Here is an 18,463-nt window from a genome sequence, read left to right as displayed (position 1 = left end):
CCTTGCGGGGACTGGATTTTAGACATAAAAAAAGACCTCAGTTGAGGTCTATTTACATACTATTGGTGCCGAAGGCCGGACTCGAACCGGCACGTATCTCTACGGTTGATTTTGAATCAACTGCGTCTACCGATTTCGCCACTTCGGCACGAAGAGGTATGCGGAAAACGTTGGGGATTATATATGTCACACGCCGCTTTGCAAGCCCCATTCTAGCTTCAGCGTGCTGAGTGCTGAAAAAACCAGCGCATCATCAATTCGTTGCCCTTTTCTGTCGGTTCTGCGCTTCCAGCCTCACCTCACAAATTCACTAAATCTATCGTTCCAAGGTTTACATCACCTTTCATTTGTTATGTGATCTCGTTACGGGTTTCATTAACCAATCTCCCCTTCTGCATTTCCAAACCGAATCGGGAAAACGTGAATGGATTTTTATCAGGCTGACCCTACGCTTGAGAACTACTGGCGTGGAGTGATCCTTTTTGGAAGAAACGTCGCATCTTACAAATTTGCTCTCGCGCATGCTTTGTATGAGGTTGATAAATCCGGTAGCGATCTGGTTACGCTTGAGGAACTTGCCGTTCCATTCAGCCGCCACCTTTGCCAGCATCTATTGCATGCACCAAAGCAAATCACATCACGCGGTAGCCAGTTTCTGGATACCTGCGTGCAATTTAATAACGGTGAGCTCACGCAAGATACGTTAACAGAAACCACGGTTCGCCTCGGGTTTAACAATGTGATTGATGCTTTCCATAATGTGAACGCGGGTGAGATTGAGAAACGCTTTTTCCTTGATGAGCGAAAAACTCATAAGGGGATTCGCCTCACCGATAACTTCTATCAATTGAGCGTGCGTCAGCAATACCAGAACCTGGCCTTTGAAACGAATGCGCGCTGGAATCTGGTTGAGCAAGCCTGGGCGATGGGCGTTTCCCGTAATTTGGTTGCGATAGAGTTTGACGAGCAAGAGAAGCTTCTGTTTAGCCACGTTAATACACGTCGGGTGAATATCACTAGTTGTCGGGATAGCCTTAATGGTTATCAGAAAGGGCGTTGCTTCTATTGCTTTAAACCGATCAGCCTGGTACCAGGTGACACCGAACTGGCAGATGTAGACCACTTTATTCCGTGGAAAGCACGCGATGAGGTGGCCAATATCAATGGCGTGTGGAATCTGGTTCTATCTTGCCAATGCTGTAACCGGGGCAAAGCAGGCAAATCTTCGCATTTGCCAAGCCGCAAACTATTGCAGCGGCTTCACATTCGCAATGAGTACTTTATTCAAAGTAAGCTTCCACTACATGAAACTATTGTGAATCAGACTGGCACGCAACCTGCGCAGCGGATAGATTTTCTTGAAAGTAACTGGGCGAGAGCAAAAAACAACATTCTGTTCCACATCTGGGAACCAAAAGCAGAAGGCGAGGCAACATTCTGATGACGCTGAATTATTACCAAAACAACGCACAGGTCTTTTTCAATGGTACGGTGAATGTCGATATGTCTTCGCTGTACGAATCTTTTACTCGCCTTTTACTGCCAGGCTCACAAGTTCTGGACGCTGGTTGCGGTTCCGGGCGCGATTCTAAAGCATTCATTGAAATGGGTTATCAGGTTGAAGCATTTGATGCCTCGTCAAAGATGGTGGCTTTAGCAAGCCAACACACGGGTTTATCTGTTCAGCAGATGACGTTTGCAGACGTGGAGACTCAGCAACAATACGACGGAATCTGGTGTTGTGCCTCTCTACTGCACGTTCCCTCGCAGGAATTACCGTCAGTGATGCAGAAACTAGCAAATGCACTTAAACCGGGTGGCGTCTGGTATGTGTCATTTAAGTATGGCGACAGTGAGCGCGAGAAGGATGGGCGCTTATTTACGGATATGAACGAAGCAAGTCTCGGTGCATTACTGGAAACCACACCAGAAGTCGAAATAGAAACGCTGTGGACGACGCAAGACAACCGTCCTGAGCGAGATGAAATATGGCTGAATGCACTTCTCACAAAACGCTAGCCACCACTGGTTTTCCCCTTACATCGTGATAGTCTTTCAAACATAACCCGCCTTCGGAGATAGCACCCGTTTATGATACGCCTCGCTGTTATTGGAACTAACTGGATCACACGTCAGTTCGTCGATGCTGCCCACGAAAGTGGCAAATATAAACTCACCGCGGTCTACTCCCGCTCGTTGGAACAGGCGCAATCCTTCGCCAGCGACTATCCGGTGGAACATCTTTTTACCGATCTTGAGGCGATGGCGAAAAGCGACGCGATAGATGCGGTTTACATCGCCAGCCCGAATTCCCTGCATTCTCCACAAACGCTGCTGTTTTTAAGCCATAAAAAGCATGTGATTTGTGAGAAGCCACTCGCATCTAATTTACATGAAGTGGAAAAGGCGATTGCCTGCGCTCGCGAAAACCAGGTGGTGTTGTTCGAGGCATTTAAAACGGCCAGCTTGCCGAACTTTATCGCCCTGCAGCAAGCGTTGCCAAAAGTGGGCAAGATCCGTAAAGCGCTGCTCAGCTATTGCCAGTACTCTTCGCGCTATCAGCGTTATCTGGACGGTGAAAACCCAAATACCTTTAATCCGGCGTTCTCGAACGGCTCGATTATGGATATCGGTTTTTACGTGCTGGCCTCTGCCGCCGCGTTGTGGGGTGAACCTAGAGCTATCCACGCAACGGCAAGTCTTCTGGAAAGTGGTGTCGATGCTCACGGTTCGGTGCAAATGAATTACGGTGATTTTGACGTGAATCTGCTGCATTCCAAAGTGAGCGATTCCGTAACCCCTAGCGAGATTCAGGGCGAGGCCGGCTCACTGGTTATCGAGAAAATCTCAGAATGCCAGCGAATCACCTTTATACCGCGTGGTGGAAAACCGCAGGATCTGACGCTGCCGCAGCATATCAATACTATGCTTTATGAAGCCGAAGTCTTTGCTCGTTTGGTTGCCGGCAATGAAGTGAATCATCCAGGTTTAGTCACGTCGCGCATCACTGCAGCGCTGAGTACGGAAATCCGCGCGCAGACTGGCGTGAAATTCCCAGCGGATGAAGTGTCTGCACATTCACCAGCATGATATACCGGCGTAAAGCTGTGTAAACCGAAGGGTGGAATGTTGACGAAATGTGTCAGATATAATAATTTCCCGCCCGCAAAGGGGAGTAACTTCTTCGTCGGTTAATCGTCATTACGGTGTTTAAAAAACAAACACCCGGTTACCGGGCAACATATATATGTCATGTATATATGTTGTAAGTGAGACCTTGCCGGAAGGCGAGATCCCTGTTGCAAGCATTAGCGGCTGGCGTCTTCCGACGTTGGCCGTTTTTGTTTTGTTTGAAGGAAACCCTTTTATGAATAGTGTCGGTACTCCATTACTGTGGGGCAGTTTTGCTGTCGTGGTCCTTATCATGTTGGCCATCGACCTGCTGCTTCAGGGTCGTAAAGGCTCACACACCATGACCATGAAGCAGGCGGCGGTTTGGTCCCTGGTTTGGGTTACGCTTTCGCTGCTGTTTAATGCGGCATTCTGGTGGTATCTCACCGGAACATCTGGTCGTGAAGTCGCAGACGCTCAGGCTCTCGCCTTCCTCACCGGCTATCTGATTGAAAAATCCCTCGCGGTGGATAACGTTTTTGTCTGGCTAATGTTGTTCAGCTACTTCGCAGTGCCTGCAGCTTTGCAACGCCGTGTGCTGGTTTACGGTGTGCTGGGCGCGATTGTGCTGCGTACCATCATGATCTTCGCGGGTAGCTGGTTGATTGCCCAGTTTGAGTGGCTGCTGTATGTGTTCGGTGCCTTCTTGCTGTTCACCGGTATTAAGATGGCGTTCTCAAGGGAAGATGAAGGCGGCATCGGTGATAAACCGTTAGTGCGTTGGATTCGTGGCCACCTGCGCATGACGGATAAAATCGAAGGCGAAAAATTCTTCACCCGTAAAAATGGCGTGCTGTTCGCAACGCCTTTGCTGTTGGTATTGATTCTGGTTGAACTGAGTGACGTGATTTTCGCAGTCGACAGTATCCCAGCTATCTTCGCGGTAACGACTGACCCGTTCATCGTGCTGACATCAAACCTGTTTGCGATCCTCGGCTTGCGTGCCATGTACTTCCTGCTGGCAGGCGTGGCGGAGCGCTTCACAATGCTGAAGTACGGTTTGTCGATTATCCTGATATTTATCGGCGTGAAGATGATGATTGTCGATTTCTATCATATCCCTATCGCGATTTCGCTGGGCGTGGTCGGTGGCATTCTGGCGTTGACATTGATCATCAACGCTATCGTGAACTACCGTAACGATCAGAAGAAACTGGCGAAGTAATACCCCGCCATTCTGCGTGTTTTACTGGATGGCGTTACGCTTCTCCGACCGATTAAAATCGACAGACTCCAGCCCCGCTTCGGCGGGGTTTTCTTTTGGTGACGCGCTATTTTGGCAAGTCAATTAGCGACAATGCATTTACTGAGCAATTTGTTGCTAATGTCACATATTTGTTAATACATGGTTATAAAATCTAGCCCATACCGTAATTATCAGTGATTACCACTTACTACCCCGCGACATTTCCTTATACTCCACCAGGCAAACGCATTTATTACATCCGGTCAGTAAAGTGCCTCAGAGTACAGATCGGGATGGGACGACATACAATACAGGAAGGTTATCCATGGCTATACAATCTCCAGGTCTTATCAAACGGCTGGCGCAAGGCAGTCTGGTCAAACAAATTCTCATTGGGTTGGTGCTGGGTATCGCGCTGGCAGCAGTTTCAAAACCCGCAGCCGTTGCCGCGGGTTTACTCGGCACATTGTTCGTTGGTGCACTAAAGGCCGTCGCACCGGTGCTGGTTCTGATGTTGGTAATGGCGTCAATCACCAACCATAAGCACGGTCAGAAAACCAGTATTCGCCCGATTCTGGTCCTCTATCTTCTGGGAACGTTTACCGCTGCATTAACCGCAGTTGTGGTCAGCTTCCTGTTCCCTTCCACACTGCATCTGGTGACTGGCGCAACCGATATCACTCCGCCGTCAGGTATTGTGGAAGTTCTGCGCGACTTGCTCCTGAGCATGGTTGCTAACCCAATCAACGCGCTGCTAAACGCAAACTACATCGGTATTCTGGTGTGGGCTGTGGGTCTGGGCTTCGCGCTGCGTCACGGCAATGAAACCACCAAAAACCTGATTAATGATGTCTCCGATGCGGTGACCTTCATGGTTAAAGTGGTGATTCGTTTTGCCCCTATCGGTATTTTTGGTCTGGTAGCATCAACACTTGCAACCACCGGCTTTGAAACGCTGTGGAGCTATGCGCAGCTGCTGCTTGTCCTGGTGGGCTGTATGTTCGGCGTGGCGTTGGTAATCAACCCGCTGCTGGTGTTCGTGAAGATTCGCCGCAACCCTTACCCGCTGGTGTTTGCTTGCCTGCGTGAAAGTGGCGTAACGGCCTTCTTCACCCGTAGTTCTGCAGCTAACATTCCCGTAAACATGGCGATGTGTGAAAAGCTGAATCTTGACCGCGATACCTATTCCGTATCTATCCCGCTGGGCGCAACCATTAACATGGCGGGCGCGGCGATCACCATTACCGTTCTGACGCTGGCTGCGGTTAATACGCTGGGTGTACCGGTAGATTTGCCAACCGCGCTGCTGTTGAGCGTGGTGGCGTCGCTGTGTGCTTGCGGGGCGTCTGGTGTGGCGGGTGGTTCTCTGCTGCTGATCCCACTGGCTTGCGGCATGTTTGGTATCCCAAATGAGATTGCCATGCAGGTGGTTGCGGTTGGTTTCATCATCGGCGTGTTGCAGGATTCTTGCGAAACCGCACTGAACTCCTCAACCGACGTGCTGTTTACTGCGGCGGCTTGCCAGGCAGAAGATGCTCGCCTGGCTGATAATAATCCGTTACGCGGTTAATGCTTCAAGCTCCCTGTCTTTCGAGGCAGGGAGTTTTACTCCTGCTGTTGCACTTCTTTTTCGACTTTAAACGGATCAATTCCCCGCCTTTGCATTCGCCAGAAACGAATGATGTTCAAACCATTCATCACCAAAAAACTCCCTTCGATTAACGTGCCGCCAATCGAGCCCAACCAGAAGTTATGCGTCACCCAACAAGCAGTGGAGCACCACATCACGCAGCGCGTCGTTAACCCTTTGCAGCGGAATAAAGCCCAGGTACTGGCAACCGTCCCGGCAATCGGCAGTAATTCCATCGCATGGTTAAATTTAGCCAAGCCCAATCCCACCGTCAGCGCGATGAAATTCCCCATCACCCACAGGCTTCGCGTGCGCAGAGAGATAACAGTTCGCAGCGCATTAAGCTCCGCACTCATGCCCGCCGGGCTTGCACCCATCAAAAAGAAGTGAATGCCGATAATGGCGCTGTAACCCGCCAGTTGTAGCTTGAAACGCCGTTCATCACGATTGATGAACGTGGTAATGCCAACCACAAAGGCGAGAACGCCGACGCCCTGGGCAACCCAATACGCGGTCATGACGAATCCTTGAGAGTAAAAACGAGGCGAAAAAAAACGGCATTTTAAAAATCAAAATGCCGTTTCATGTTAACACCTGACGGGCTATTTACAACGTGACGCCGCTTTTAAAGATCGCCAACTCGCGGAAATCATTGCGTTCGTTACACGTCTTTTTACCGTTCGCGATCTCCACAATGGTGTCGATAAACTCGGTTAGCAAGGTGTTCATGTCGCTACCGTGCAGCAGTTTTCCCGCGTCAAAATCAATCCAGTGCGGCTTTTTGGTCGCCAGTTCACTGTTGGTCGCGATTTTAACGGTTGGCACAAAACCGCCGTATGGTGTTCCACGACCGGTGCTGAACAGCACCATGTGGCAACCTGCTCCGGCAAGGGCACTGGTAGCAACGGCATCGTTACCTGGTGCGCTTAACAGATTCAGGCCTGGCGTTTTCAGACGCTCGCCATAACGCAGGACATCGACAACCTCGCTCTCACCGGCTTTTTGCGTGCAGCCGAGGGATTTTTCTTCAAGCGTGGTGATACCGCCAGCTTTGTTCCCTGGTGATGGGTTCTCATAAATAGGCTGGTTGTGTTCGATGAAGTATTGTTTGAAGTCGTTCACCATGGTGACGGTTTTTTCAAACGTGGCTTCGTCGCGGCAATGGCTCATCAGAATGCGTTCTGCACCAAACATTTCCGGGACTTCCGTCAGTACAGTCGTACCGCCGTTCGCCACCATATAGTCTGAGAAACGCCCCAGCATTGGGTTGGCCGTAATACCGGACAAACCGTCTGAACCACCGCACTCAAGGCCGAATTTGAGCTCGCTGATTTTGCCAGGTTCACGCTTGTCATGGCGCATCACTTCATACAGTTCTTGCAACTGCTCAAGCCCGGCTTCCACTTCGTCGTCTTGCTGCTGGCAAACCATAAAGTGAACGCGAGAAGCATCGTATTCACCCAGCGTTTCGCGGAAGGCACTCACCTGGTTGTTTTCACAACCCAGGCCAATCACCAGCACTGCACCCGCATTTGGATGATGCACCATGTTTTGCAGCATAGTGCGGGTGTTGATGTGATCTTCACCCAACTGCGAACAACCGAACGGGTGGCTGAACAAGAAGACGCCATCGATATCTTCGGCGTCATTATTCTGCTTCAAAAAACGGTTCTGGATCTGACGCGCGATGCCATTTACACAGCCCACGGTTGGCAGGATCCACAACTCATTGCGTACACCCACAGTTCCGTTGTCGCGGCGATAAACGCTCACTTCGCGGTCTGCGGCCTGGCTTGCCAGAGCCTGGAAATCAGGTTGATAGCGATACTCATCCAGATCGCTCAGATTCGTACGCGCGTTGTGTGAGTGAATGTGCTCACCGGCCTCAATAGTGGCCAACGCGTGGCCAATCGGCAAACCGTACTTCACCACATTCTCGCCCTGCGCAAGTGTGCCAAGCGCAAATTTGTGGCCGCGCAGCACTGGCTGGCGCAGGGTAATTTCTGTGCCTTCAACGGTAACAACGTCACCTTCAGCCAGGTCCACTAACGCAACAGCGACGTTATCTTGCGTATGGATCTTGATGTATTGCATATCAACCTCAGAGCCTGATTAGTTCAGTTCAATGCCAAAGTAGTCTCGGGCATTGTTAAAGCAGATGTTTTCCACCATTTTGCCCAGCAACTGGATATCAGCTGGCGCTTCGCCCGCTTCAACCCAACGGCCAATCATCTGGCACAGGATGCGGCGGAAATATTCATGGCGAGTATATGACAGGAAGCTACGGCTATCAGTCAGCATGCCCACAAAGCGGCTTAACAGACCCAATTGCGCCAGTTGCGTCATTTGACGCTCCATGCCATCTTTCTGATCGTTGAACCACCAACCTGAACCAAACTGCATTTTTCCTGGCATACCTTCGCCCTGGAAGTTGCCGATCATGGTGCCCAGCACTTCGTTATCGCGCGGGTTCAGGCAGTAAAGAATGGTTTTTGGCAGTTCGTTGTTTTCGTTCTGCTTGCTGAGCAGGCGAGAAAGTTCTTCAGCCATTGGACGATCGTTGATGGAGTCAAAGCCCACATCTGGTCCCAGCAATTTGAACTGACGCAGGTTGTTATTGCGCAACGCGCCAATGTGATACTGCTGAACCCAACCACGACGGGTGTATTCCGTAGCCAGCCACACCAGAACCGCAGTTTTGAACTGAGCAACTTCGTGCTCGGTTGGGGCAACACCTGAAAGACGACGAGCCAGAATGCCATCAAGAGTAGGTTCGTCTGCTTCGGCAAACAGCACCACGTCTAATGCATGGTCAGAAACTTTACAGCCATGTTCTGCGAAGTGGTCCAGACGCTTGCTCAGCGCCGCTTGCAGGTCACTGAAACGACGGATGTCGGTATCAGACACTTCAGCCAGCTTGCCCATGTATTCAGCAAAGGTTTCTTGTTCGATATTGAACGCTTTATCCGGGCGCCAGCTCGGCAGCACTTTGGTTTCAAACGCGTCGAGTGCGATTTGGCGATGGAAACGCAGATCATCGATAGGATCATCAGTCGTGCCCACCATTTTCACATTCATCTGCTTCATGATGCCACGCGCAGAGAAGTTATCCTGGGTCAGCAACTCGTTACATTCGTTCCAGATTTCATCAGCGGTGGTTGGGGATAGCAGTTTGCCGGTGATGCCGAACGGACGACGTAGTTCGAGATGAGTCCAGTGGTAAAGAGGGTTACCGATAGTGTGAGGAACCGTTGCAGCCCAGGCATCGAATTTCTCGCGGTCAGTCGCGTCACCAGTACAAAGACGCTCTTCCACACCGTTTGCACGCATACCGCGCCACTTATAGTGATCGCCTTTTAACCAGATGTCATACAGGTTTTTAAAGCGGTAATCTTCGGCAACTTGCTGTGGTGGTAAGTGGCAGTGATAGTCAAAAATTGGCTGATCGGCTGCAAACTCATGATACAAACGGCGAGCAAATTCGGTATCCAGCAAAAAATCTTCAGTCATAAACTGGGCCATTGTAGGGTTCCTCTGTTCATAGCAGTTCGATGCTTGCGCATAATGCAAATAAAGTTATCACACCAATTTCCAGAGACCGAGTGGATTTTTGAGGCATTCGTCACAAAAACCACACTTTCATTGTTAATATTCTGTTTAAAAATAACCTATATCCCGCGCCACTTCTGGCCTACAAGGCCCTACCACCTTGGAGTGAGCAGATCGACACTTTTGTGATATCACTCAACTTTTAAAGCTGTATGACAAGTTATCTTTCTGCCGTCGCAATACAAAAGTAATGGAATTACATCAGACGCTGGTTTCACGAACAGCGCATCACGGTACGGAAACCGTAGTTGCCACTGACACTTTATTTTTTATGGCAAGGTACGGGGTCGTACCGGGTGATACCCCCGGATATGAACCCTCAAACAGAACACGCTTCTGGCAGCAATGCCGGACGTGCAACCACACAATGTGCGGTTGTCTATAAGACGGGATGAAATTCAAAATGCGAAAGATTAAAGGCTTGCGCTGGTACATGATTGCCCTGGTTACCATGGGCACCATACTGGGTTATCTGACACGTAATACCATTGCAGCAGCTGCGCCAACCCTGATGCAAGAGCTGCATATTTCCACTCAGCAATATTCCTACATTATCGCAGCCTATTCGGCTGCTTATACCATTATGCAGCCTGTTGCTGGCTACGTGCTGGATGTACTGGGTACTAAAGTTGGCTACGCCTTCTTCGCTGTCGCATGGGCAATTTTCTGTGGTGCAACTGCACTCGCGGGAAGCTGGGGTGGCCTGGCCATCGCGCGTGGTGCCGTTGGTGCTGCTGAAGCCGCTATGATCCCTGCAGGTCTGAAAGCCAGTAGCGAATGGTTCCCGGCTAAAGAGCGTTCAATCGCAGTGGGTTACTTCAACGTGGGTTCTTCTATCGGCGGCATGATTGCTCCACCATTAGTGGTGTGGGCGATTGTGATGCACAGCTGGCAGATGGCATTCATCATCTCTGGCGTGCTGAGCTTTGCATGGGCAATGGCATGGTTGATTTTCTACAAACACCCACGCGATCAGAAAAAACTGTCCGATGAAGAACGTGAGTACATCATTGGCGGTCAGGAAGCTCAACACCAGACCAACAACAGCAAAAAAATGAGCGCCTGGAAAATCGTGCAGAACCGTCAGTTCTGGGGGATTGCTCTGCCACGTTTCCTGGCTGAACCTGCATGGGGTACTTTCAACGCGTGGATCCCATTGTTCATGTTTAAAGTGTACGGCTTTGACCTGAAACACATTGCGATGTTTGCCTGGATGCCAATGCTGTTTGCTGACCTCGGCTGTATCGTCGGCGGCTACCTGCCACCGCTGTTCCAACGCGTATTCGGCGTAAACCTGATTGTCTCTCGCAAAATGGTGGTGACCATGGGTGCGATTCTGATGATTGCTCCAGGTACCATCGGTCTGTTCACCAGCCCATACGTTGCAATCGCTCTGCTGTGTATTGGTGGCTTTGCGCACCAATCACTGTCTGGCGCACTGATTACACTGTCTTCTGACGTATTTGGTCGTAACGAAGTGGCAACGGCGAATGGCCTGACCGGTATGGCGGCCTGGACTGCAAGCACCATGTTTGCTCTGGTGGTGGGTGCGTTGGCAGATACCATTGGCTTCAGCCCACTGTTTGCTGCACTGGCGGTGTTCGATATCCTCGGCGCTATCGTTATCTGGACCGTACTGCAAAACAAACCAATCAGTGAGTTGGAAGACCCACAAAAACCGAAGCAAGCGCTAGCTTAATCGGCGTTTCAGTTAGCATTAAAAGCCGCCTAATTGGCGGCTTTTATGTATCTGGAATATGGAGCCTAACTTTGAAAAGTGGTATAACAAATAAGGTTAACCGCAGGATCTTTCCCGGAGCTACAGATGGATATTATGGAACCACGTCGTCTTTATCAGCAATTGGCTGCTGAGCTTAAACAACGCATCGAAAACGGTGTGTATTTGGTTGGTGAAAAACTCCCGGCCGAGCGCTTTATTGCTGAAGAAAAGAACGTGAGCCGCACTGTGGTTCGTGAAGCCATTATCATGCTGGAAGTCGAAGGATACGTCGAAGTACGCAAAGGCTCCGGCATCCATGTCATCGCCAATCAGGCGAAATACACCACGCTTCCAGATGAACAGTTTGAATTCGCAAATTTTGGTCCGTTTGAGCTACTGCAAGCTCGCCAACTGATTGAGAGCAATATCGCTGAATTTGCGGCGACTCAAGTCACCAAGCAAGATATCGTCAAACTCATGGAAATTCAGGAAATGGCGCGTAATGAGCACAATTTCCAGGATTCAGAATGGGACCTTCATTTCCACACTCAGGTTGCTCTCGCGTCGCAAAATAGCGCCCTCGCCGCCATCGTGGAAAAAATGTGGAGCCAACGTATCCACAACCCATACTGGAAGAAACTGCATGAGCATATTGATAAGCGCACCGCTGACAACTGGTGTGACGATCACGACCAGATCCTTAAAGCATTGATTCGTAAAGACCCGCATGCCGCTAAACTGGCGATGTGGCAACACCTTGAAAACACAAAGCAAATGTTATTTGATGCGACCAGCGATGATTTCGAATTTAATGCTGATCGCTATTTGTTTGCTGATAATCCGGTGATTCATCTCGATACCGCGACAAACGGGCAAAAATAGCCATTTTCTCCCGCGAGGGTAAGCAAACCAACCAATAGTGTCAGCGTTTGTAAATACCCTCGCCAGCACCTCAGCGAGTCATCAAAATCAACCCTCGGCAAAGCATAAATACTGTGACGCCTCACACAGAGCTTTGTTACAATTAGATGCAATTTCACTGTCGGTGTAAGCTTTGTTTTTCACCTACCGGAACACGTTAAAACGGAACTGTAGCCTGTTCGGGTAATAAGCGGTGGGTTGCAATCGGCAACAGCACATTAAAACAACACAAATAATGCCGTGCTTCACCAATCTGACTTTGATCAGCGGTCATAACCGATGTACCAGGAATACTGAATGGAACTTTTCACGCAATTATTGAACGCTCTATGGAACCAGGATTTTGAAACGCTCGCCAATCCAGGAATGATTGGCATGCTTTACTTCGTATTATTCATGATTTTATTCCTTGAAAATGGCCTGCTTCCAGCAGCTTTCTTGCCTGGTGACAGTTTGTTGGTTTTGGTCGGTGTCCTGATTGCCAAAGGGGCAATGGGTTTTCCAGAAACCGTCATCCTGTTAACCACCGCCGCAAGCCTCGGGTGTTGGCTCAGTTATATTCAAGGACGCTGGCTAGGAAACACGCGCATAGTGCAGAATTGGCTTTCCCACCTCCCTGCTCACTATCATCAACGCGCGCACAACTTATTCCATAAACATGGCTTGTCTGCGTTACTGATTGGCCGTTTTATTGCTTTTGTTCGTACCCTGCTACCCACTATTGCCGGTTTATCAGGTCTGAATAATGCACGCTTCCAGTTTTTCAACTGGATGAGTGGATTGTTATGGGTTCTGATTTTGACCACGTTGGGATATCTGCTCGGCAAAACGCCTGTATTCCTGAAATATGAAGATGCATTGATGTCCTGCCTGATGCTGTTACCCGTCGTGTTGCTGGTATTCGGCCTGATCGGTTCGTTGATTGTGCTTTGGCGTAAAAAATACGGTAGCCGCAGTTAAGAGGGATAACGATGAAAACACACTTTTTTCGTGGCCTGCGGGCCACGACGCTGATCGGTGTTGTTGCCGTCGCAGCCATATTGATATGGTCTGGAATGCAACGCACTGAATCAACGCTGGAAATCCGCTCCAGCCAACAAGGTATCAGCATGCCTGATGGCTTTTTTGTCTGGCATCATCTTGATGCCAACGGGATCCGCTTCAAAAGCATTACCCCTGAAAACAATTCTTTATTGATCAAGTTTGAATCAAGTGCGCAAAGTGAAGCAGCAAAAGTCGTGTTATATAGAACACTGCCACAGGGTTACGTCATCGCCCAACAAGAAGAAGAAGACAACGCCAGTAGCTGGCTGACGCGCGTGCTCAACGAAAATATTCGCATCGGTTAATCTTTTCCTGAAATCCTAATTTGTTAATAGGGATTGGGTTTTTACTCAATTTCTGACTATGCTTGGTCTTACTTATATTGTTAAACCTCACCCTTTTCGCCGTATTTCTGGACTTTATGTGTGCTTAACCTCATGGCTAAACGTACATCACAATGGAAGGTTTTTATCATGAATTATCGTACCGTATTGGCTATCGCTTTGTTATCTATGACCTCTTTAGCGCAAGCAAACTCGCTATGTAGCGAAAAAGAGCAGGATATTCAGCGTGAAATTGGCTATGCGGAGAAGCATCATAATCAAAGTCGTGTTGATGGGCTTAACAAAGCGTTGAAAGAAGTCCGCGCCAATTGTACCGACAGCAGTTTACGCGCGGCTCATCAGAAGAAAATCAACGAGCAAAAAGCTGAGATCACCGAACGCAAAGCAGACCTTAAAGAAGCTCGAGCAAAAGGCGACGCTGATAAAATTTCTAAGCGTGAACAGAAGCTCTCCGAAGCTGAGCATGAGCTCAAAACTTTACAGGCTCGTGATTACTAAATTCCTTCAATAAAAGTTACCGCCAAACTTCAAAGACCTGGAGAAAATTATGTCAAAAGATACTACATCAGAACACTTGCGAGCTGAGTTGAAATCCCTGGCAGATACCCTGGAAGAAGTGCTGAGTGCATCGACGGACAAGTCTAAGTCCGAACTCGAAAGACTGCGTGGCAAAGCGGAAAAAGCATTGAAAGAAAGCCGCGTACGTCTGGGTGATACCGGCGACGTGATTGCTAAACAAACACGTGAAGCGGCTGCCAAAGCTGACGATTATGTCCGTGAAAATCCATGGACCGGCGTGGGCATTGGTGCGGCGATTGGCGTCGTGCTCGGTGTTTTGCTGACTCGTCGTTAATTATGCCTGAATCCCATCAAACACAAGGGCCGGGTAAAAGCGTCCTCGGTATAGGCCAACGCCTCGTCACTATCATTGTTGGGATGGTGGAAACGCGCTTACGCCTTGCGGTGGTTGAGCTTGAAGAGGAGAAAGCTCATCTTGTTCAGCTGCTGCTAATGCTCGGGTTAACCATGCTGTTTGCAGCATTCGGGTTAATGAGCCTGGTGGTGCTGGTTTTCTGGGCCGTCGAACCGCAGTACCGTCTGAATGCCATGATCGCAACGACTGTCGTTTTACTGGCACTGGCGTTGATCGGCGGCATCTGGACGCTGCGTAAATCTCGCCAGTCCACGCTGCTTCGTCATACACGACGCGAGCTGGAAAATGACCGTGCATTGCTGGAAGATGACTAATCATGAGCAAACGTGAACTTGATAAGCGCAAAGCACTTCTACTCAGCCAGATTCAGCAACAACGGCTGGATTTAAGCGCGGGAAGGCGTAACTGGCTTGAGGCGACCGATGCTTATGACCGCGGCTGGAACACGTTATTAAGCTTGCGTAGTTATGCTTTAATCGCCAGCAGCGTTATGGCTATCTGGACGGTGCGCCACCCAAGTTTTCTGATGCGTTGGGCCAGACGCGGATTTGGTGCCTGGAGCGCATGGCGCCTGATCCGCAATACAATTCAGCAGCAATACCACTAAATCTTCGCGCCGCCTTTTTAGGCGGCATTATTTTTTGTATACAAGCCAATACCCTATGGATTTCGAGCTGCATCGCGGCGGCAAGAGAGCGCATCCCGATGAGCTTACATAAGTAAGTGATTCGGGTAAGTTCTCGCAGCCAACAAAGAGGCAGTTTGAAAGACATGGGTATTCAGTATTATTGAAGAACATCGACAATAATCCTTGCTAACAATCCTTTAACGTCACGTCTATTATCCTCCACATCAACCGCAATCAACGGTAACTACCGGAAATTGCAAAGACAAACATCGCTGGGCTGATAGCACCCACAAGAGATTCGCTGGAGAGTAAAATGAAAAAATTAGATGATGCAGGTGTACTGTTAGCTCGTGTCCTGATGCCGATTCTGTTCATCGTTGCAGGCTGGGGCAAAATTAATGGTTACGCTGGCACTCAACAATATATGGAAGCGATGGGTGTCCCAGGTTTCTTGCTGCCACTGACTATTCTGCTTGAGTTCGGCGGCGGTCTGGCAATTCTGTTCGGCTTCTTCACTCGTACCACAGCGATTATTACTGCGGTGTTTACCATTCTGACTGCGTTCCTGTTCCACGGTAACTTTGCTGAAGGCATGAACTCCACCATGTTTATGAAAAACTTCACCATCGCCGGTGGTTACCTGTTACTGGCAATCTTCGGGCCGGGCGCATACAGCATCGACCGTCTGCTGAAGAAAAACTGGTAAGGCTCTATACTGAATTGAATAAAAGCGAAGGTTAATCCCTTCGCTTTTTTGTTTTTAAGGTCGATGAAGAGGAAAGAAACATGGGACAGCTCATTGATGGCGTCTGGCACGATGTCTGGTACGACACCAAATCAACCGGTGGCAGCTTCAAACGTTCTGAATCAGCGTTTCGCAACTGGTTGACTGCCGATGGTGAACCCGGCCCGAACGGTAAAGGTGGCTTCGCCGCGGAGAAAGATCGTTACCATCTCTATGTTTCCCTCGCCTGTCCGTGGGCGCATCGCACCTTAATCATGCGAGCCTTAAAAGGCCTCGAGTCTTTTATCACGGTTTCGGTGGTAAACCCGCTGATGTTGCAGGATGGCTGGACGTTCGATGACGATTTCCCGAACGCGACCGGCGATGGCTTATACCAACACGAATATCTCTATCAGCTCTATCTGCAAGCCGACCCAAACTACACTGGCCGCGTCACCGTTCCGGTTTTATGGGATAAGAAAACCCAGACTATCGTCAGTAACGAATCTGCGGAAATCATTCGTATGCTCAATACCGCGTTCGATGCAAAAGGGGCTCGCGCTGGAGATTATTATCCCCCGCCGTTACGCAATAAGATTGATGAGCTGAATACCTGGATTTACGACACGATTAATAACGGCGTGTATAAGGCCGGTTTCGCCACCTCGCAAGAAGCTTATGATGAAGCGGTGACGAAAGTGTTTGAATCGCTGGCTCGCGTTGAGCAAATCCTGGGTCAGCACCGCTACTTAACCGGCGATCAATTTACTGAAGCTGATATTCGCCTGTGGACAACCCTGGTACGTTTCGACCCGGTCTATGTCACTCACTTTAAATGCGATAAACACCGCATTAGTGATTACCTGAATGTGTACGGGTTCTTGCGGGATATCTACCAAATGCCAGGCATTGCAGCAACCGTCGATTTCGCCCATATACGCAATCACTATTACCGTAGCCATAAAACCATTAACCCGACGGGTATTATCTCGATTGGACCTGCCCAAGATTTAAAGGAGCCACACGGTCGCGATGAGCGATTTAACAAAGGTTGATAAAATTCATTCACACTATGATTTACGTAAAATCCTTTCATGGCTATTCTTGAAATAGATCACTTAGAGATCAAGTGATTGATGACTACTCAAGGCGGGCTACAAATGGATTGGTATTTCAAAGTATTAAGAAATTACGTTGGCTTTAGTGGGCGTGCACGCCGCAAAGAATACTGGATGTTCATCCTTGTAAACCTTGTTCTGACAGGGGTATTAAGCATTCTGGATAAGATGCTAGGCCTACGAATCGCGGGGGATGAGGGTGCGCTCACCACCATTTACGGTGTGCTCATCATCTTGCCTTACTGGGCTGTGCAGTTCCGGCGCTTGCACGATACCGATCGTTCAGCCTGGTGGCTTTTACTGCTGTTAATTCCCGTAGTCGGTTGGCTGATTATTCTGGTGTTTAACTGCCAGAACGGCACGCCGGGTGAAAACAAGTTTGGGCGTGATCCAAAAGAAATGGATGCACGACTGGTCAGCGAGTAACAGTGGGGGGCGTGATTCGCCTCCCCAGATATTTATACCCTAAATAATTCAAGTTGCATCGCAGCGGCAAGAGAACGCCGCCAGCAAAGAGACAGCTTGAAGTATGAGGGGTATTTATTTCAATAATTTAGGTATCTCACGCAGGCACCAGGCTTTCGCCTCGCCCATGCTATCGCGTCGCCACGCCATAATAATGTCAATTTCGTTGGTGTACTCAGGGCTCACGACGCGTAAACGCCCTTCGGCAATATCCTGCTCAACAAAGGGGTAAGGCATTGTTGCCACACCAAGCCCTGCCAACAGTGCCTGACGCTTATCTTCCATACTACTCACCGTCAGACGCGGCTGTTTCTCCAGTAATCGCACCGTCAACACAGGGCGTTCACGTGCAGTATCCGCCACTGCAATTCCACGATACTTAACGCGAGTCACTTCCGAAAGCGGTTCCGGTTCGTTATGAATCGGGTGGTCAGGTGCCGCAACATAAACGCTCATCACTTTGTAGAGTTTGCGCGAGTTGATTTCCGAAGATGAACGGAAGTGCAGATCGGGGGCAATGACAATATCAGCTTGCCCCTGCTCCAGACGCTCCCAGGAACCCGCCAATACTTCGGTAATAATCGACAACTGGGTATCTGCTTTATCCGCAAGTTTCTCCACCAGGGGATACAATTTAGTCGCCGGCACCAGTGCTTCAGTCACGATAGTCAGATGTGTTTCCCAACCCCGAGCCAGCGCTTCGGCATCGGTAGTCAGTTTGTCAGCCGCTTCGAGCAAAACACGCCCACGTTCCAGCAACATACGCCCGACATTAGTAAATTTAGTGCGATGGCCAGAACGGTCAAACAACACAACATCCAATTCTTCTTCAAGCTTCTGCATGGTGTAACTCAGTGCCGACGGCACACGCCCCAGCTCATCAGCAGCAGCGGCGAAACTCCCACGCCTGTCAATTGCGTCCATTACCCGCAATGCTTCCAGCGTCAATGCTCTCTCTTTAGCCATGGG

The 18,463-nt window shown here is 49.5% G+C and carries 20 protein-coding genes and 1 tRNA gene; 16 read left to right on the top strand and 5 right to left on the bottom strand.

What is annotated here, in order from left to right; translation table 11 throughout:
- Positions 1-63: 63 nt before the first annotated feature.
- Positions 64-148: transfer RNA gene (locus BSPA111_RS18820), tRNA-Leu, on the bottom strand.
- A 276-nt stretch (positions 149-424) separates the two neighbouring features.
- Between BSPA111_RS18820 and BSPA111_RS18815 the strand changes: the two genes are divergently transcribed.
- From BSPA111_RS18815 to sstT, 5 genes are all read left to right on the top strand, one after another.
- Positions 425-1,441 (top strand): HNH endonuclease, encoded by a 1,017-nt coding sequence (locus BSPA111_RS18815; protein ID WP_183272664.1) that lies wholly within the window; start codon positions 425-427, stop codon positions 1,439-1,441.
- Positions 1,441-2,019 (top strand): bifunctional 2-polyprenyl-6-hydroxyphenol methylase/3-demethylubiquinol 3-O-methyltransferase UbiG, encoded by a 579-nt coding sequence (locus tag BSPA111_RS18810; protein WP_183272663.1) that lies wholly within the window; start codon positions 1,441-1,443, stop codon positions 2,017-2,019. The genes BSPA111_RS18815 and BSPA111_RS18810 overlap by 1 nt, the downstream gene beginning before the upstream one ends.
- A gap of 72 nt (positions 2,020-2,091) precedes the next feature.
- Complete coding sequence (locus BSPA111_RS18805) at positions 2,092-3,090, top strand: Gfo/Idh/MocA family protein (RefSeq protein ID WP_183272662.1); 999 nt, start codon at positions 2,092-2,094, stop codon at positions 3,088-3,090.
- A 277-nt stretch (positions 3,091-3,367) separates the two neighbouring features.
- A complete protein-coding gene (locus BSPA111_RS18800) occupies positions 3,368-4,336 on the top strand; it encodes a TerC family protein (RefSeq protein ID WP_183272661.1) in 969 nt (322 codons plus the stop codon).
- A gap of 346 nt (positions 4,337-4,682) precedes the next feature.
- On the top strand, positions 4,683-5,927 hold the full coding sequence (sstT, locus tag BSPA111_RS18795) for a serine/threonine transporter SstT (RefSeq protein WP_183272660.1): 1,245 nt from the start codon (positions 4,683-4,685) through the stop codon (positions 5,925-5,927).
- A 35-nt stretch (positions 5,928-5,962) separates the two neighbouring features.
- On the opposite strand, the gene BSPA111_RS18790 is transcribed toward sstT, so the two are convergent.
- From BSPA111_RS18790 to uxaC, 3 genes are all read right to left on the bottom strand, one after another.
- A complete protein-coding gene (locus BSPA111_RS18790) occupies positions 5,963-6,505 on the bottom strand; it encodes a YgjV family protein (RefSeq protein WP_183272659.1) in 543 nt (180 codons plus the stop codon).
- 88 nt (positions 6,506-6,593) lie between these two features.
- Positions 6,594-8,081 carry a UxaA family hydrolase gene (locus BSPA111_RS18785; protein WP_183272658.1) on the bottom strand — a complete coding sequence of 496 codons (1,488 nt, stop codon included), beginning with the start codon at positions 8,079-8,081 and terminating at the stop codon, positions 6,594-6,596.
- A gap of 18 nt (positions 8,082-8,099) precedes the next feature.
- Positions 8,100-9,509 carry a glucuronate isomerase gene (uxaC, locus tag BSPA111_RS18780; RefSeq protein WP_183272657.1) on the bottom strand — a complete coding sequence of 470 codons (1,410 nt, stop codon included), beginning with the start codon at positions 9,507-9,509 and terminating at the stop codon, positions 8,100-8,102.
- 490 nt (positions 9,510-9,999) lie between these two features.
- Here uxaC and BSPA111_RS18775 point away from each other — a divergent pair, with 490 nt between their 5' ends.
- The 11 genes from BSPA111_RS18775 to BSPA111_RS18725 all read left to right on the top strand — a co-directional run bounded on the left by BSPA111_RS18775 (position 10,000) and on the right by BSPA111_RS18725 (position 17,455).
- On the top strand, positions 10,000-11,295 hold the full coding sequence (locus BSPA111_RS18775) for an MFS transporter (protein ID WP_183272656.1): 1,296 nt from the start codon (positions 10,000-10,002) through the stop codon (positions 11,293-11,295).
- A gap of 126 nt (positions 11,296-11,421) precedes the next feature.
- Positions 11,422-12,198, top strand: coding sequence for a transcriptional regulator ExuR (gene exuR, locus BSPA111_RS18770; protein ID WP_183272655.1), 777 nt, complete (start codon positions 11,422-11,424; stop codon positions 12,196-12,198).
- 336 nt (positions 12,199-12,534) lie between these two features.
- Positions 12,535-13,197, top strand: coding sequence for a DedA family general envelope maintenance protein YqjA (gene yqjA, locus BSPA111_RS18765; protein WP_183272654.1), 663 nt, complete (start codon positions 12,535-12,537; stop codon positions 13,195-13,197).
- An 11-nt stretch (positions 13,198-13,208) separates the two neighbouring features.
- Entirely contained in the window at positions 13,209-13,586 is a 378-nt protein-coding gene (gene mzrA, locus BSPA111_RS18760) for an EnvZ/OmpR regulon moderator MzrA (RefSeq protein ID WP_183272653.1), read from the top strand.
- Positions 13,587-13,754: 168 nt separating this feature from the next.
- Entirely contained in the window at positions 13,755-14,123 is a 369-nt protein-coding gene (locus tag BSPA111_RS18755; RefSeq protein ID WP_183272652.1) for a DUF1090 domain-containing protein, read from the top strand.
- A 49-nt stretch (positions 14,124-14,172) separates the two neighbouring features.
- On the top strand, positions 14,173-14,478 hold the full coding sequence (locus BSPA111_RS18750; RefSeq protein ID WP_064540411.1) for a YqjD family protein: 306 nt from the start codon (positions 14,173-14,175) through the stop codon (positions 14,476-14,478).
- Between the two features lie 2 nt (positions 14,479-14,480).
- Positions 14,481-14,873: a phage holin family protein gene (locus BSPA111_RS18745; RefSeq protein WP_183272651.1), complete on the top strand. Its 393-nt coding sequence runs from the start codon at positions 14,481-14,483 to the stop codon at positions 14,871-14,873.
- Positions 14,873-15,166 (top strand): YqjK-like family protein, encoded by a 294-nt coding sequence (locus tag BSPA111_RS18740; RefSeq protein ID WP_373925644.1) that lies wholly within the window; start codon positions 14,873-14,875, stop codon positions 15,164-15,166. The genes BSPA111_RS18745 and BSPA111_RS18740 overlap by 1 nt, the downstream gene beginning before the upstream one ends.
- Before the next feature lie 334 nt (positions 15,167-15,500).
- Positions 15,501-15,893, top strand: coding sequence for a DoxX family protein (locus BSPA111_RS18735; RefSeq protein WP_183272649.1), 393 nt, complete (start codon positions 15,501-15,503; stop codon positions 15,891-15,893).
- Between the two features lie 80 nt (positions 15,894-15,973).
- Entirely contained in the window at positions 15,974-16,966 is a 993-nt protein-coding gene (locus BSPA111_RS18730; protein WP_183272648.1) for a glutathione S-transferase family protein, read from the top strand.
- Between the two features lie 105 nt (positions 16,967-17,071).
- A complete protein-coding gene (locus BSPA111_RS18725) occupies positions 17,072-17,455 on the top strand; it encodes a DUF805 domain-containing protein (protein ID WP_183272647.1) in 384 nt (127 codons plus the stop codon).
- 114 nt (positions 17,456-17,569) lie between these two features.
- Here BSPA111_RS18725 and BSPA111_RS18720 read toward each other — a convergent pair whose 3' ends face one another.
- Positions 17,570-18,460 (bottom strand): LysR family transcriptional regulator, encoded by an 891-nt coding sequence (locus BSPA111_RS18720; protein ID WP_183272646.1) that lies wholly within the window; start codon positions 18,458-18,460, stop codon positions 17,570-17,572.
- Between the last annotated feature and the right edge of the window lie 3 nt (positions 18,461-18,463).

It is taken from the genome of Buttiauxella sp. A111 (genome assembly GCF_014189855.1).
GTDB classification, from domain to species: domain Bacteria; phylum Pseudomonadota; class Gammaproteobacteria; order Enterobacterales; family Enterobacteriaceae; genus Buttiauxella; species Buttiauxella selenatireducens.
This window is presented reverse-complemented; position numbering and strand designations above follow the sequence as displayed.